The organism is Ramlibacter sp., from assembly GCF_036676645.1.
Taxonomy (GTDB): Bacteria; Pseudomonadota; Gammaproteobacteria; order Burkholderiales; family Burkholderiaceae_C; genus Ramlibacter.
Genome location: NZ_JAKFCM010000016.1, coordinates 135,704 through 150,110 on the forward strand (window position 1 = coordinate 135,704; position 14,407 = coordinate 150,110).

The following is a 14,407-nucleotide window of genomic DNA, read 5'->3' on the forward strand; positions in this document are numbered from 1 at the left end:
GGAAGCCTCGGATTCGTCATCCCGGCCCGCAGCCGGGATCCACCAGGGGGGAGCATGGATTGCGGGCCGGGCCCGCAATGACAAACCCTCAAATTCGGTCGCGCGTGGTCTGGCGCCGGGTGGAGGCGAAGTACTCGCAGGCCTGCTCGCGGTCGCGGGCGATGCCGGCCCGCAGCGCATCCAGGCTGTCGTACTTCAGCTCGTCGTGCAGCTTGTGCAGCAGTTCCACCCGGATGATTTTACCGTAGCCCCCCTGCAGGCCGAGCTGCTGCGGCCACTCCAGGCAGTGCGTCTCCAGCAGCACGCGCCCGCCGTTCACGTCCTGCGGATCGATCGATGGACGGATGCCCAGGTTGGCGACGCCGGCCAGCGGCCGGTCGGCCAGCCCGTGCACGAGCACCGCGAAGATGCCGCTGGCTGCCGGCTTCCAGTGCGAGAAGCGCAGGTTCACGGTGGGAAAGCCGAGCTCGCGCCCGAGCTTGCGTCCGTGCACCACGTGGCCGCTGATGCTGTAGGGGCGGCCCAGCAGCCCTCCCACCGCTTCCATGTCGCCGCGCGCCAGCGCCTCGCGCACGGCCGAGCTGGACACGCGCAGGTTGTGCACCTCGTAGCTGTTCATGCGCGCCACGTCGAAGCCCTGGCGGCGGCCGGCCGCATCGAGCATGGCGTAGTCGCCGGCCCGCTTGGCGCCGAACCGGAAGTCGTCGCCCACCAGCACGTAGTGCGCGCCCAGGCCCGCCACCAGCACCTGCTGGATGAAGGCCTCGGCCGACTGCCCGGACAGGCGGGCATCGAATCGCAGCACGACGCATTGGTCCACCCCGCAGGCCGCCAGTTCGGCGAGCTTGTCGCGCAAGGTCGCGATGCGCGCCGGCGCCATTTCGGGCCTGCGGGCCACGCGCGCGAAGTAGTCGCGCGGATGCGGCTCGAAGGTCAGCACGCAGCTGGGCACGTCGCGGTGGCGGGCTTCGTTGTCGAGCAGCGCCAGCATGGCCTGGTGGCCGCGGTGCACGCCGTCGAAGTTGCCGATGGTCACGGCACAGGCCGGCGCGATGCCCGGGTGGTGGAGGCCTCTGAAGATGCGCATCTGCTTGGTATCGTTTTGATAGCAGCCGGCGCACGACCCGAAAGCCCGTGACGCAGATGCCGCCGTGAATCAGGGTATATTGTGCGTGTTGTCCGGTTCCCTGTTGGCCTCGTATCGCCGAAGGAGCGCCTGTTGAAGGTCTTGAAGCTGTCCGCCCAGGGCCTGCCCCAGTCCTGGATCTCGCTGGAGCAGGCCGTGCTGCACTACGCGGCCGATGAGGTGCGCTGGGAAGTGGGCGCGCGTGTGGCGGTGTTCCGCGGCGGGCACAACGCGATGTCGGGCGAGCAGTCGGTCATCACCGTCAACAGCATCATCGGCACCAAGGGCGTGCCCAACATCAACCCGTTCGAGCTCAAGCCGGGCCTGACCAACGCCAAGCTGTTTGCGCGCGACCGCAACGTCTGCGCCTACTGCGGCGGACACCACCGCGAGGAAGAGCTGACGCGCGAGCACATCATCCCGTTCGCCCAGAACGGCAAGGACCACTGGATGAACGTGGTCACCGCCTGCCGCGCGTGCAACCACCGAAAGAGCAGCCGCACGCCCGAGCAGGCCCGCATGCCCTTGCTGTACGCCCCCTACGTGCCCAGCCTGTGGGAGGACTTCATCCTGCGCAACCGGCGCATCCTGGCGGACCAGATGGAGTTCCTGATGGCGCACCTGCCGAAGACCTCGCGCCTGCATTCATAAGGCCGTCGTCCCTGCCTTTGGTCGTGGCGGATGAGCATCGCGTGCGTGTAGTCCCGTCATCCTAGGGAAGGCGGGGATCCCGTGCTCCCCTCGACGATCGCCGAATGCCGACGCCCAGGGATTCCCGCCTGCCCGGGAATGGTTGAGCGAGTGCGAGCCACAGAACGCCAGCCTCCGCTTTCGCGGAGGATGACCCTTACGCCGTCATTCCCGCGGAGGCGGCGCCCATCCCGTCATCCAAGAAGGTGCATTGCGGCACAGATAGCCGATCGTGCATATCGGGCGATCCAATGACGCGGAAAGTGCCTTGTCAGAGCGCGACGATGGTGCCTCGAGAACCAACGATCTCCGCACGAATGAATATAGTGCGTACGACTTTGCGCGCACTCGTGGCATGGCAGGTGAAGGGGCCGAGTGCAGCAGGCGCAGGGTAGTGGATACTGCAATCCACTGTGGCGACGCTTTCGCCCACTTTGGTCAGCGACATCGCTGCCCACGCCATGGTTGAATCGGCAATGGCGAAAAGCACGCCGCCGTGTGGCCGCTCGACCCACGGCCAGCAGGCGCTCTCGGTGGGAGTGACCGTGGAGCGGGCGCTCCCATCACGACAGTAGTCCACCCGAGTGCCCAATGCACGGTAAAGCGCGTGTGAGCGTGTCAGCCCAAAAATGCACGTCCTTGGTGTCTACTTGGTCGCTGCGCGGCCAGGACTCTTCCTCGCCAGCCTGGGCGGTTGGGGCTTCGCTGCGCCATGTGGTTCGCTGACGGCCTGCATGCCGTTGACGCAATAGGAGGTGAGCTTCTCGCACATGGCAGTGATGTCCGTCGGTGCCATACCCTCCAGCATCCCGATGATGCCGTTACACATGGCCAGCACGCTCGCTGCAGCTAGCTCGCAGTCGAGGTCGGGTCGCAAGGTGCCCTCCCGAATGCCGCGCCGCATCATCTGAGTCCACAGCTGGAGGTTCTGTTTCGCCATCACCCCGAGGCGATGCCTCGCCTCCTCCGAAAGGTTGCCGCGGCTGAAGGCGAAGGCGCCCGCGTGATTGAACCAATCGGGGTGGAGGTGCATGGCGATGGCGCGCCGGAGCATTTCGGGGGCGCTCGTCCCGCTGTTCAGGATCTCTGTCAGGCTCCGGTTGTAGTGCGAGCCAACCGTTTCGCAGATCTCCTCCAGCAGCCGCTCCTTGGAGGGCGCGTAATGGTAAAGCGCCGTCGCTCTCACTCCCAGGCGCGAAGCAATGTCCTGCATGGTCGCTGCTTCATAGCCACTCAGCCGGAAGGTGTGGGCCGCAGCGTCAAGGACCTCCTGCATGCGTCGGTCGCGCTTGTCCTGCTTGTATGCGCTCTTGGTTTGGACTTGAGGGGGAAGTTCCATCGCTCTAGGTTAACATGGGTTCAAATTTTTTCTTCTGGCTTGTTTTTTTTCGTGGAGTTAAGTAAACTGATCACTCCCGCGTCTCAAAGGAGAGCCCGTCATGCCTCGTCGATCCTCGTCTGCCGCTTTGCTCGGTTTCGTCTTCATGGGTTTAGTCACTACCAGCTCACTGGCTGAGGTGACGGTCGGGGTGAGCGTGAGCGCCACCGGCAACGGTGCATCGCTGGGCATTCCCTACAAGAACGCGTATGCAATGATGCCGAAAACCATCGCCGGCGAGCCGGTGCGGCTCGTTCTGCTGGACGACGCCAGCGATCCGTCCAACGCCACAAGGAATGCGCGCCGGTTCGTCAGCGAGGACAAGGTCGACGTCATCCTTGGCGGAACCCTGTCGGGGACCTGCATGGCGATTGCTGAAGTCGCTGCCGAATCGTCCACTCCGCAGATCTGCGGGGCTCCGATCGACATTCCGCAGGGCGCCTTCAAGTGGGTGTTTTCCATTGCCCAGCCCCTGCCGATCATGATGGAAGCGGTCGTCGAGCACATGAAGGCCAACGGGGTGAAGACAGCCAGTTACATCGGCTTTGGCGACCATTGGGGCGAGAACGTCGAAAAGGCGCTCAAGCAGCACATGGCTAATGCCGGTATCAAGCTGCTAACCAGCGAACGGTACGCGCGTAGCGACACGTCAGTCCAGGGTCAGGTGCTGCGCACTGTCGCAGCAAAACCGGACGCCGTCGTGCTCGGTGGAGCCGGAACTCCCGGCGCATTGCCGCATATCCAGCTGGTCGAACGCGGCTACAAAGGTCCGATCTACCAGAACCACGGCGTCGTCAATAACGACTTCATCCGGGTTGGCGCGAAGTCAGTCGAGGGCGCGCTGGCGCCTACCGGGCCGCTCGTCGTGGTCGATCAGCTCCCTCAGTCCAACCCGCTGAAGAAAACTGGCGTCGAGTTCAAGAAGGCGTACGAAGCGACCTACGGCAAAGGGACGCTGAACGCCTTTGCGGGACACGGTTGGGACGCCGTTCTCCTGCTCGAGAACGCAATTCCGCAAGCACTGAAGAAGGCGAAACCGGGCACTGCCGAATTTCGAAACGCGCTCCGCGACGCGCTTGAGAACACCAAGGAGCTGGTCGGCACACACGCCGTCTTCAACCTCGGACCGAAAGACCATAACGGCACCGACAGTCGCGCGCGAGTCTTGGTCAAGGTGAAGAACGGCACCTGGGAGCTCGTTCGTTGAACGCCAACCCCAACTGACAGAGAGAGAAATGGTCCAATGAAAAAGTCAGCATCTGAACCGAAATACGGCATCAAGACGGAGTGCGACGTCTCGGTTCCCCTAAGAGACGGCGTCAAGCTGTCCATCGATGTCTATCGTCCGGACGCCGCTGGGAAATTTCCGGTCTTGCTCGCGCTATCGCCCTACGGCAAGTCGACGCAGCGCCTGATGTATCCGCAACCGATGCCGGCATCGACGCTGGGAGATGCATGCATCGAGGCGGGAGACACCAATTACATCGTCCCACGTGGGTATGTGCACGTGATCGCCGACACGCGCGGCAGCGGCAAGTCCGAAGGCGAATACCTCAGCATGTACTCCGAGCAGGAATCGCTGGACGGATACGACCTGGTCGAGTGGCTCGCGCAACAGCCGTGGTGCGACGGTCAGGTAGGCATGATCGGTATCTCCTATTACGGGACCATCCAGCTCGTTGTTGCTTCTTCGCGGCCGCCCCATCTGAAGGCAATCGCGCCCCTCGAGGCGACCACGGACCAGTATCTTGCCTGCTATCACGGGGGTGTCGTCGATGCGTTCTACACGGAGCTGCTGACGGGGCGGCACTCGACGCTAAGTTGGCACGGCTACACAAAGGGCAACTACCGATCGTGGTCGCAGAAACACCTGTCGAAGGAAGAATACGAACGGCGCCTGGACGAGCGAATGAGCGACCCGGGAATTCGGCAGTACAACTTGCTGTACAGCATTCTCCAGGCGCCCGAGAAGAATCCCATCTTCTTCGACATCCTCATGAATCCCAACAGCGATTCACCATATTGGTGGAGTCCGGATCTCTCGAAGATCGAGATTCCGGTGCTTTGCGGTGTGGGGCAATTCCCGAACTGCGGCCCGAAGTTTGTGCGCGGTCCCGGAATGATCTGGCAGGGAGTGAAAGGCCCGAAGAAGATGCTGATCACGCCGCCAGGCTGGCTGGATCGCCCGTTCGTGCAGTATCACGACGAAATCATCCGTTGGTATGACTACTGGTTCAAGGGGGTGCAGAACGGCGTCATGGAGGAGAAGCCGATCCGGTGGTTCGTCACCGGAGACGACGAGTACCACGAGGAGCAGGAGTGGCCGGTAGCGCGTACCCAGTGGACCGACTACTACCTGCGCAGCTTCGGCCGCCTGATGAAGGAGCCGGAGACTTGGGGCGAGATCGAGCCGGACGGCTATACCCAGGAACCATTGCTGGTCACCAACAAGATCAAGGCGGTGAGCTATGCGACCGCTCCAATGTCGCGCGACACCGAAGTCTCCGGACCGATCAGTCTTTACCTGTACGCTTCAATCGATGCAGAGGACTCGTACTTGAAGGCCACTGTCTACGACACAGACCCGAACGGAAAGGAGCGCGCCCTGACTCACGGCCATTTGCGCCTGTCGCATCGCAAGCTCGATGAGGTGCGGTGCAAGCCATGGCAGCCGTTCCATGACCATAGCGAGGCCGCTGTAACACCTGTTGTTCCAGGTGAGGTCAACGAGTACGCGATCGAGCTCTATCCATTCATGCACGTTTTCCGGAAGGGACACCAGTTGCGCCTGGAAATCTGTAGCGCCGATTTGCCGGGAGCTGCCTTTTCGTACCACGTCGGATCTGCGAAGACGATTTCTCACAAGATCTACCGGGACAGCAAATTCCAGAGCAGGTTGAACCTGCCGATCATCCCGCGCTGATCCTCGCCCGACGGGGCCAGAAGGCTCCGTCAGACGAGTCATGGAGGACCGTCGTTCTCCTCGCTCATTACCCCCGGAGACCGTCACACGTGACCTTTGATATCGCGCTGCTTCTCAGCCAGGACGGGATTACCGCAGGGGCGGTTTATGCGCTACTGGCCATGACCCTCGTCATGCTGTTCACGGTGACTCGGGTCATATTTCTTCCGCAAGGTGAGTTCGTCGCGTTCGGCGCGCTAACTCTCGTGGATTTGCAAGCGGGACGCTTCCCGGGCGTTGCGCTCCTGCTGCTGGTGATCGGAGTTGCGGTAGCGCTGGTCGACGCCGCCGTGGCACTGCGGCGCCGGCGGCCAAAGGGCCTAGCAGGCTCGATCGCACGCAACATCGTGCTGCCGCTGCTCGTAATCGCTGCGCTTTGGTTCATCGATTTCAGAACGTTGGGACTTGCCGCGCAGATTGCAATTGCCCTGTTGGTCGTGGTGCCGCTCGGCCCGATGATCTATCGGCTCGCCTTTCAACCGATCTCCGAAAGTTCGGTCCTCGTCCTGCTGATTGTGGCCGTTGCCGTTCACCTGGCTTTGGTTGGCCTTGGACTAATGTTCTTTGGGCCTGAAGGGTCCCGCGTACCGGCTTTCGTGAATGCCGACGTGGTCATCGGCGGCATCCCTGTGAGTGGACAGGCGCTGATGATCGTGGGCGCCTCACTGGTGCTGATCATTCTCATGCACCAGTTTTTCGCACGCTCCATGCATGGCAAGGCGCTTCGCGCAACCGCCAGCAACCGGGTGGGCGCCCGGCTGATGGGCATTCCGCCTGCAGTGGCGGGGCGTCGCGCGTTCACGCTGGCCGCCCTCATCGGCGCGATCTCGGGGATTCTGATCGCCCCGATCACCACGACCTACTACGACACCGGCTTCCTCATCGGCTTGAAGGGGTTTGTCGCCGCAATCATCGGCGGCCTGGTCAGTTATCCGCTGGCGGCGGCTGGCGCCATCCTGGTCGGCCTGCTCGAGTCCTATGCTGCCTTCTACTCTTCCGCCTTCAAGGAAGTGATTGTGTTTACCTTGATCATTCCAGTGCTTTTGTGGCGCTCGCTGCGCTCCGGGCATGCGTTGGAGGACCAATAATGAGGCGCTGGGCCATCGCCGTACTCGTCGCGGCCATCAGCATCGTGCCACTGACGTTGCCTGAGTTCTATGTCACGCTGCTGAATTACACCGGCTTGGCGGCACTGGCCGCCCTCGGCTTGGTCCTGCTGACAGGGGTCGCGGGACTCACTTCTTTCGGGCAGGCCGCTTTCGTCGGAATTGGCGCCTATGCCACGGCTTGGCTGACCACGGCGGATGTGCCCGTATGGCTGGCCTGGATGGGGACAACACCTTGGGCAGGGTTGGCCCTCGGCGTCAGCTTGACATTGGCTGTGGCCTGGGTCCTGGGTCTCTTGACGTTGCGATTGTCAGGACATTATCTGCCGCTGGGCACCATTGCGTGGGCGATTGCCTTGTATTTTCTGTTCGGCAATCTGCAGTTTCTCGGCGCACACACCGGCATCAGCGGCATTCCGACGGTCAAGCTCCTCGGGTATGAGCTGCGCAGCGGACGGGAGTTCTTCTTCCTCATCTGGGTCATCCTGTTCGCGGCCATGTGGCTTACCTCCAACCTGCTCGACTCCCGCGAAGGCAGGGCGATTCGGGCGTTGAAAGGCGGCGTACTGATGGCAGAGTCGATGGGTGTCGATACGGCGCGGTCCAGGATGGCCGCGTTTCTGGCCGGCGCCTTGTTCGCGGCTTTGTCCGGGTGGCTGTTCGCTCACCTGCAGCGGTTCGTGAACGCAACCCCTTTTGGCCTGCAATATGGCATCGAATACCTATTCATGGCGGTCGTTGGTGGTGCAGCGAGCGTGTGGGGCGCCGTTGTCGGATCGGGACTTGTGCTGGCTTTGAAGCAGTGGCTGCAGAACCTCTTGCCGAGCCTCTTTGGCACCACCGGCAACTACGAAATGGTGGTGTTCGCGATCCTCATGATTCCGCTGCTGCAATGGGCCCCCAATGGCTTGCTGTCGCTTTTCCCCAGTCTGTTTGTTTCGGTCAGAAAGGAGCTGCAGAATCTCTCCAGCGCTCCTGCGATGCCAAGGAACCCGCCCGAGCAGCATGGCCGCGAACTGCTGCAGGTGCGCAACCTGACCAAGCGCTTCGGCGGGTTGGTCGCCAACGACAACGTCAGCTTGTCAGTGCACGCTGGCGAAATCCTCGCGCTGATCGGGCCCAACGGCGCGGGGAAGAGTACATTGTTCAATTGCATCTCCGGGGTCGCTCCCGCGACCGAGGGTGAGGTATTCTTCCTGGGCAAAAGGGTTGATGGGCTTGCGGCACGGGAGATTGCCATACGCGGAATGAGCCGGACGTTTCAACACGTTCGCATCCTGCCTGCCATGTCGGTCCTCGAGAACGTTGCGATCGGCGCACATGCGCGCGGTCGGCGGGGGCCGATTGCGGCAGCGTTGCGGCTTGAGCGAGACGAGGAGCGCAGCATTCTGGCAGAAGCCGCGAACCAGTTGGAGCGCGTGGGCCTGAAGGACCAACTCTATCGCGACGCGGGAACGCTGCCGCTCGGCCAGCAACGAGTCCTGGAGATTGCACGAGCACTCTCCCTAGACCCGCGGCTGCTGCTACTCGACGAGCCGGCGGCCGGGCTTCGTCATAACGAAAAGCAGGCGCTGGCGGAGCTGCTCTCCAAGCTGCGCGCCGAAGGCCTCGGCATCCTGCTGGTCGAACACGACATGGAGTTCCTCATGAATCTCGCCGATCGGGTTGTCGTCATGGAATTCGGAAGAAAGATCGCTGAGGGCCTCCCTGCGGACATCCAAAGCAACCCGGCCGTGCTGGAAGCCTACCTTGGCGGAGTGGAATGAATGGAGCCGACTCCGATCCTTGAAATCTCCGATCTCCGGGTCTCATACGGCAAGGTAGAAGCTTTGCATGGGATCGACATCAAAGTGGGCGCCGGACAGATCGTCACCGTGATCGGCCCGAACGGGGCCGGCAAGACTACCTTGCTGACGGCCATCGCCGGCTTATTGAGCAACGTGAGCGGAACGCTGCGCTATCACGGCAAGCTGCGGCTGGACGAAGAGGTTGAGGAAATGGTCGCCAGCGGCATGGTCCTCGTGCCGGAAACGCGCGAACTCTTCACTGATATGAGCATCGAAGACAACCTGATGCTCGGCGCCTACATTCGCCGCGAGAGCGCGAGGGAGCGCGACGGCTTGCTGAAAAGCGTTTTCCAGCTATTCCCGCGGCTCGAGGAGCGTCGCAACCAGCAAGCGGCAACTCTCTCCGGAGGCGAGCGGCAGATGCTGGCGATCGGTCGTGCTCTGATGGCACGCCCGAAGCTGTTGATGCTCGACGAGCCAAGCCTGGGGTTGGCCCCACGCATCGTGAAGGACATATTCGAGATCATCGCGAACCTGAGGCGATCGGGCACTTCAATCCTGCTAGTCGAGCAAAATGCGCGAGCTGCACTACACGTGGCTGACTTCGCTTACGTCCTAGAAACAGGCGCTGTGTCATTGCAGGGAAATGCTGCCGAATTGGCCAACGATCCCCGGGTGATCGAAACCTACCTCGGTTTGGGAGCACGTCGAGCCACGTAACTAGAGCGATGCCGCGTTTCTGCCTTGATCCGCTCTTCAGCTTGAGACTTGAAGTCCAGCAACAGATGATGGACTTCGTCTCCGTGGAGGCCAAGCTCGGACAAAGTGATGTGTATCCCACCTCTGTCGAGGCTTGCAGCCCCCTGGCGCGATTGCCTATCCGATAGAAGGACATTGGCAACCCGTGTCCTCCGCGGAAGCGGAGGATCCACGATACGCACGGGCATCAGGGTCGAACACGGATTGCCGCGTTCGCAGGAATGGCGGTTAGGGTGCTTTCGCGGGAATAACGCGGCGAGTCAGGCGAACACCCCCGCCGTGTCCTGCATGCGCGCCGACACTTCGCCCAGCTGGTGCAGGGTGTCGCCCCAGGTCATCTCCAGCTGGGTGAGCTTCTTGAAGTAGTGGCTGCCGACGTATTCGTCGGTCACGCCGATGCCGCCGTGCAACTGCACCGAGTTCTGGCCGACGAAGCGCATGCTGACGTTCAGCTGGTACTTGGCCCGGGCCAGCGCGCGGCGCCGCTCGGCCGTGGGTGCGTTGAGCTTGAGCGACGCGTAGTAGCTCATCGAGCGGGCCAGTTCCTGCTGCATCTTCATGTCGGCCATGCGATGGCGCAGGGCCTGGAAGCTGGCGATGGCCACGCCGAACTGCTTGCGCGTGTTCATGTACTCGGCGGTCAGCTCCATGGTCCTGTCGATCGCGCCCACGCCTTCCGCGCAGGCGGCGGCGATGCCGATGTCGGCCGCGTGCTCCAGCGCCGCCAGGCCGTCGCTGGTGACCTGCGTGGCGGGCGCCCGGTCGAAGCGGACTTCCGCGGCACGACTGCCATCGACCGTGACATAGCCCTTCGCGTCCACGCCGCCGGCTGCGCGCTCGACCAGGAACAACGCGATCCTGCCGCCCGCCATCGCCGGCACCAGGTATGCATCGGCGTGGTCACCGGCCGGCACCAGGCCCTTGGCGCCGCTCACGGCCCATGCGCCGCCCTGTTGCGCCGCCTGCGCCTCGCACACGTCCAGCCGATAGCGGGCCTTGCGTTCCTGGTGCGCCAGCACCACCAGCGCTTCGCCCGCGGCCACCTTGGGCAGCCAGGCCGACTTCAGGTCGTCCGGCGCGTAGCCGGCGAGCACGCCGCCGGCGACCAGCGCCTGCGCGAGCGGCTCCAGCACGATGCCGCGGCCCAGTTCCTCCATCGCCACCATGGCCTCGACCGGACCCATGCCCATGCCGCCGTGCGCCTCGGGGATGTAGAGGCCGGCCAGGCCGAGTGCGGCCAGCTCGCTCCAGGTGTCGCGGTCGAACCCGCCCGCGCGCACCGATGCGCGGCGCCGCTCGAAGCCGTAGCTGCGGTCGACCCACTTGCGCACCGCGTCGCGCAGTTGTTCCTGGTCGTCGGAAAAGTCGAAGTCCATTCCTGCCTCCTCAGCCCAGCACGTTCTTGGAGACGATCTCGCGCTGCACTTCGTTGCTGCCGCCGTAGATCGTGGTCTTGCGCATGTTCAGGTAGGTGGCGGCCAGCGGCGCCAGCCCCACGGCCCCACCGGGGAAGTCGCCCTGCCAGCCGGCTTCCATGGCCTCCCGGATGAAGGGCAGGCTGTACGGGCCGCCGGCCAGCATCATCAGCTCCGTATACCGCTGCTGGATCTCGCTGCCCTTGATCTTCAGGAGGCCGGCGATGTCCAGCGGGTTCTTGCCCGATTTCTCGGCCGACAGCACGCGCAGCACCAGCATCTCCAGCGCGACGACGTCCACCTCCAGCCTGGCGATCTCGTCGCGGAAGCGCGTGTCCTCGTACACGCCTTCGGCCTTCGCGATGCGCTTGAGGCGCTCCAGCTCGCGCTTGGCGCGGTTGACGTCGGCGATGTTGGTGCGCTCGTGCGACAGCAGGTGCTTGGCATAGGTCCAGCCCTTGTTCTCCTCGCCGACCAGGTTCTCGGCGGGCACCTCGACGTTGTCGAAGAACACCTCGTTCACCTCGTGCCCGCCGTCCAGCATGATGATCGGGCGCACCGAGATGCCGGGCGACTTCATGTCGATCAGCAGGAAGGAGATCCCGGTCTGCGGCTTGCCCTCCGTGCTGGTGCGCACCAGGCAGAAGATCCATTCGCCGTACTGGCCCAGCGTGGTCCAGGTCTTCTGGCCGTTGACGATGTATTTGTCGCCCTTGCGCTCGGCGCGGGTCTTGAGCGAGGCCAGGTCCGAGCCCGCGCCGGGCTCGCTGTAGCCCTGGCTCCACCACACCTCGCCGCTGGCGATGCCGGGCAGGAAGCGCCGCTGCTGCTCGGGGCTGCCGAAGGCCATGATCACCGGTGCCACCATCACCGGGCCGAAAGGCACGATGCGCGGCGCGCCGGCCAGTGCGCACTCCTCCTCGAACAGGTGCTTCTGCACCGCGGTCCAGCCGGGACCGCCGAATTCCTTCGGCCAGCCGTAGCCCAGCCAGCCCTTCTGGCCCAGGATCCTCGCCCAGCGCTGCATGTCCTCGCGCGTCAGGTGCAGGCTGTTGTGCACCTTGGTCGAGAGGTCCTGCGGCAGGTTCTCGCGCACCCAGGCGCGAACCTGCTCGCGGAACTGCTGTTCCTCGGGGGTGAAAGCCAAATCCATCGTGCTCGCCTCCGGCGTTCGTGCAATGCGCGTTTCTAGCACGCCCGTGCTTTTTTGCCTGTCCGTGGCGCGACAAAGCGTGCCGGCTCGCATCCATGCCGCCGGCCCCGGCCAACGCGGGCGTGCGGCGCAGCGGCTGGGGATAATCGCCGCCGGCATGAAGAACATCGTGATCCTGATTTCCGGCGGCGGCTCCAACATGGCGGCCATCGTGCGCGCGTCCCGCCAGGGCCGGTGGGAAGAGCGCTACGGTGCGCGGGTCGCGGCGGTGGTCAGCAACCGGCCCGACGCCGGCGGCCTGGCATTTGCCCGCGAGCACCAGATTGCCGCCGAGGTGGTGGACCACAAGCGCTTCGAAACGCGCGAGGCGTTCGATGCCGAGCTGGCCGCCGCGATCGACCGGCACCGTCCGGCGCTGGTCGTGCTGGCCGGCTTCATGCGCATCCTGACCCCCGGCTTCGTGGCGCGCTACCGGGGCCGGCTGGTCAATATCCATCCCTCGCTGCTGCCGGCGTTCCCCGGGCTGCACACGCACCGGCGCGCACTGGAGGCCGGCTGCCGGGTGGCCGGCGCCAGCGTGCACCAGGTCACCGCCGAGCTGGATTTCGGCCCCATCCTCGAGCAGGCGGTGGTGCCGGTGCTGCCCGGCGATACCGAGCAGTCGCTGGCGGCGCGCGTGCTGACGCAGGAGCACCTGATCTATCCCCGCGCCATCGAGTCGCTGCTGCGGGCCGGGCTCTGAGCCATGCATCCCAAGGCGCTGCTGCAAGCCTGCGGCGACCTGCTGGAGCAGGTCCTGAAATTCGAGCATCCGGCCGATGCGGTGGTGGCGCGCTGGTTCCGCGAGCACCGCAACCTGGGTCCGCGCGAGCGGGCCACGCTGGCCGACACGGTCTATGCGGTGCTGCGCCGCAAGCTGCTGTTCGAGCACCTGGCGGCGTCCGGCAGCGGGTCCAGGGCGCGCCGCCTGGCCATCCTCGGCTTCCCGGGCCCGCGCGACTTCCTCGCCGCGGCCCTGGACGAGCAGGAAAAGCGCTGGCTGGCCCAGTGCGATGCGGTGGACGCCAGGGACCTGCTCGAGCGGCACCGGCACAACCTGCCCGAATGGCTGGCCCAGCCGCTGCGCCAGCAGCTCGGCGACGAGTTCTGGGCGCTGGCCGAAAGCCTGAACGAGCCGGCGCCGCTGGACCTGCGTGTCAACCTGCTGACCGACAAGCGCGAGGACGTGCGCCATGAGCTCGAACTGGCCGGGCTGGAGGCCGCGCCCACGCCGTACTCGCCCTGGGGCCTGCGCCTGGGCGGCAAGCCGGCGCTGCACCGGCTGGACGCGTTTGCCCGCGGCGCCATCGAGGTGCAGGACGAAGGCTCGCAACTGCTGGCCCTGCTGCTGGAAGCGCGGCGCGGGGAGATGGTGGTGGACTTCTGCGCCGGCGCCGGCGGCAAGACGCTGGCGCTGGGCGCGGCGATGCGCAACACCGGCCGGCTCTACGCCTTCGACACCTCGGCGCACCGGCTCGACGCCCTCAAGCCGCGGCTGGCGCGCAGCCGGCTCAGCAACGTGCATCCGGCGGTGATCGCGCACGAGCGGGACGACCGCATCAAGCGGCTGGCCGGCAAGATCGACCGGGTGATCGTCGATGCGCCCTGTTCGGGGCTCGGCACGCTGCGCCGCAACCCGGACCTCAAGTGGCGGCAGGGCCCGCCGCTGGTGCAGGAGATGGCCGCCCGGCAGGCCGCCATCCTGCGCAGCGCGGCACGGCTGCTCAAGCCCGGCGGGCGGCTGGTCTATGCCACCTGCAGTTTCCTGCCCGACGAGAACGAAGCCGTCGCCGAAGGCTTCAGCGCGGATGCCGCCGGTTTCAGGCCGGTGCCGGTGGCCGGCCTCCTGCAGCACCTGGGCGTCGCAGGCGACCGCCTGGCCAGCGGCGGCGACGGCGGCCAGTTCCTGCGCCTGTGGCCGCACCGGCACCGCACCGACGGCTTCTTCGCGGCGGTCTGGCAGAAGGCCTGAATCCCGGCCATTGGCCGGCA

Annotated in this window: 13 protein-coding genes; 8 read left to right on the plus strand and 5 right to left on the minus strand. The window is 64.7% G+C overall.

The features are described 5' to 3' along the window. Window positions 1-88 precede the first annotated feature (88 nt). Window positions 89-1,087 carry a bifunctional riboflavin kinase/FAD synthetase gene (locus tag V6M57_RS02870; protein ID WP_332813465.1) on the minus strand — a complete coding sequence of 333 codons (999 nt, stop codon included), beginning with the start codon at window positions 1,085-1,087 and terminating at the stop codon, window positions 89-91. Window positions 1,088-1,219: 132 nt separating this feature from the next. Here V6M57_RS02870 and V6M57_RS02875 point away from each other — a divergent pair, with 132 nt between their 5' ends. Then, complete coding sequence (locus V6M57_RS02875; RefSeq protein ID WP_332813466.1) at window positions 1,220-1,777, plus strand: HNH endonuclease; 558 nt, start codon at window positions 1,220-1,222, stop codon at window positions 1,775-1,777. A 310-nt stretch (window positions 1,778-2,087) separates the two neighbouring features. On the opposite strand, the gene V6M57_RS18500 is transcribed toward V6M57_RS02875, so the two are convergent. Together V6M57_RS18500 and V6M57_RS02880 are read right to left on the minus strand one after the other, a co-directional pair. Continuing rightward, entirely contained in the window at window positions 2,088-2,408 is a 321-nt protein-coding gene (locus V6M57_RS18500) for a PaaI family thioesterase (protein WP_442968770.1), read from the minus strand. A 54-nt stretch (window positions 2,409-2,462) separates the two neighbouring features. Next, entirely contained in the window at window positions 2,463-3,155 is a 693-nt protein-coding gene (locus tag V6M57_RS02880; protein ID WP_332813467.1) for a TetR/AcrR family transcriptional regulator, read from the minus strand. Between the two features lie 100 nt (window positions 3,156-3,255). Between V6M57_RS02880 and V6M57_RS02885 the strand changes: the two genes are divergently transcribed. From V6M57_RS02885 to V6M57_RS02905, 5 genes are all read left to right on the plus strand, one after another. Then, complete coding sequence (locus V6M57_RS02885) at window positions 3,256-4,401, plus strand: ABC transporter substrate-binding protein (protein ID WP_442968771.1); 1,146 nt, start codon at window positions 3,256-3,258, stop codon at window positions 4,399-4,401. Between the two features lie 36 nt (window positions 4,402-4,437). After that, window positions 4,438-6,117 (plus strand): CocE/NonD family hydrolase, encoded by a 1,680-nt coding sequence (locus V6M57_RS02890; protein ID WP_332813468.1) that lies wholly within the window; start codon window positions 4,438-4,440, stop codon window positions 6,115-6,117. A gap of 89 nt (window positions 6,118-6,206) precedes the next feature. After that, complete coding sequence (locus V6M57_RS02895) at window positions 6,207-7,244, plus strand: branched-chain amino acid ABC transporter permease (protein ID WP_332813469.1); 1,038 nt, start codon at window positions 6,207-6,209, stop codon at window positions 7,242-7,244. After that, entirely contained in the window at window positions 7,244-9,028 is a 1,785-nt protein-coding gene (locus V6M57_RS02900; protein ID WP_332813470.1) for a branched-chain amino acid ABC transporter ATP-binding protein/permease, read from the plus strand. The genes V6M57_RS02895 and V6M57_RS02900 overlap by 1 nt, the downstream gene beginning before the upstream one ends. Then, window positions 9,029-9,769 carry an ABC transporter ATP-binding protein gene (locus V6M57_RS02905; RefSeq protein ID WP_332813471.1) on the plus strand — a complete coding sequence of 247 codons (741 nt, stop codon included), beginning with the start codon at window positions 9,029-9,031 and terminating at the stop codon, window positions 9,767-9,769. It abuts the gene before it with no gap. Between the two features lie 299 nt (window positions 9,770-10,068). On the opposite strand, the gene V6M57_RS02910 is transcribed toward V6M57_RS02905, so the two are convergent. Together V6M57_RS02910 and V6M57_RS02915 are read right to left on the minus strand one after the other, a co-directional pair. Then, window positions 10,069-11,184, minus strand: coding sequence for an acyl-CoA dehydrogenase family protein (locus tag V6M57_RS02910; RefSeq protein WP_332813472.1), 1,116 nt, complete (start codon window positions 11,182-11,184; stop codon window positions 10,069-10,071). Between the two features lie 10 nt (window positions 11,185-11,194). Next, window positions 11,195-12,376 carry an acyl-CoA dehydrogenase family protein gene (locus V6M57_RS02915; RefSeq protein WP_332813473.1) on the minus strand — a complete coding sequence of 394 codons (1,182 nt, stop codon included), beginning with the start codon at window positions 12,374-12,376 and terminating at the stop codon, window positions 11,195-11,197. 157 nt (window positions 12,377-12,533) lie between these two features. Here V6M57_RS02915 and purN point away from each other — a divergent pair, with 157 nt between their 5' ends. Together purN and V6M57_RS02925 are read left to right on the plus strand one after the other, a co-directional pair. Beyond that, the gene (gene purN, locus V6M57_RS02920) at window positions 12,534-13,118 is read left to right on the plus strand and encodes a phosphoribosylglycinamide formyltransferase (RefSeq protein ID WP_332813474.1); all 585 of its coding nucleotides are present in this window, start codon (window positions 12,534-12,536) and stop codon (window positions 13,116-13,118) included. Between the two features lie 3 nt (window positions 13,119-13,121). Beyond that, complete coding sequence (locus V6M57_RS02925; RefSeq protein WP_332813475.1) at window positions 13,122-14,387, plus strand: RsmB/NOP family class I SAM-dependent RNA methyltransferase; 1,266 nt, start codon at window positions 13,122-13,124, stop codon at window positions 14,385-14,387. The last annotated feature ends 20 nt before the right edge of the window (window positions 14,388-14,407 follow it).

Bases quoted from the DNA above. Each gene is read 5' to 3' on its own strand.
- V6M57_RS02870 (WP_332813465.1), bottom strand. From the start codon at position 1,087: ATGCGCATCTTCAGAGGCCTCCACCACCCGGGCATCGCGCCGGCCTGT.
- V6M57_RS02880 (WP_332813467.1), bottom strand. From the start codon at position 3,155: ATGGAACTTCCCCCTCAAGTCCAAACCAAGAGCGCATACAAGCAGGAC.
- V6M57_RS02885 (WP_442968771.1), top strand. From the start codon at position 3,256: ATGCCTCGTCGATCCTCGTCTGCCGCTTTGCTCGGTTTCGTCTTCATG.
- V6M57_RS02890 (WP_332813468.1), top strand. From the start codon at position 4,438: ATGAAAAAGTCAGCATCTGAACCGAAATACGGCATCAAGACGGAGTGC.
- V6M57_RS02900 (WP_332813470.1), top strand. From the start codon at position 7,244: ATGAGGCGCTGGGCCATCGCCGTACTCGTCGCGGCCATCAGCATCGTG.
- V6M57_RS02905 (WP_332813471.1), top strand. From the start codon at position 9,029: ATGGAGCCGACTCCGATCCTTGAAATCTCCGATCTCCGGGTCTCATAC.
- V6M57_RS02910 (WP_332813472.1), bottom strand. From the start codon at position 11,184: ATGGACTTCGACTTTTCCGACGACCAGGAACAACTGCGCGACGCGGTG.
- V6M57_RS02915 (WP_332813473.1), bottom strand. From the start codon at position 12,376: ATGGATTTGGCTTTCACCCCCGAGGAACAGCAGTTCCGCGAGCAGGTT.
- purN (WP_332813474.1), top strand. From the start codon at position 12,534: ATGAAGAACATCGTGATCCTGATTTCCGGCGGCGGCTCCAACATGGCG.
- V6M57_RS02925 (WP_332813475.1), top strand. From the start codon at position 13,122: ATGCATCCCAAGGCGCTGCTGCAAGCCTGCGGCGACCTGCTGGAGCAG.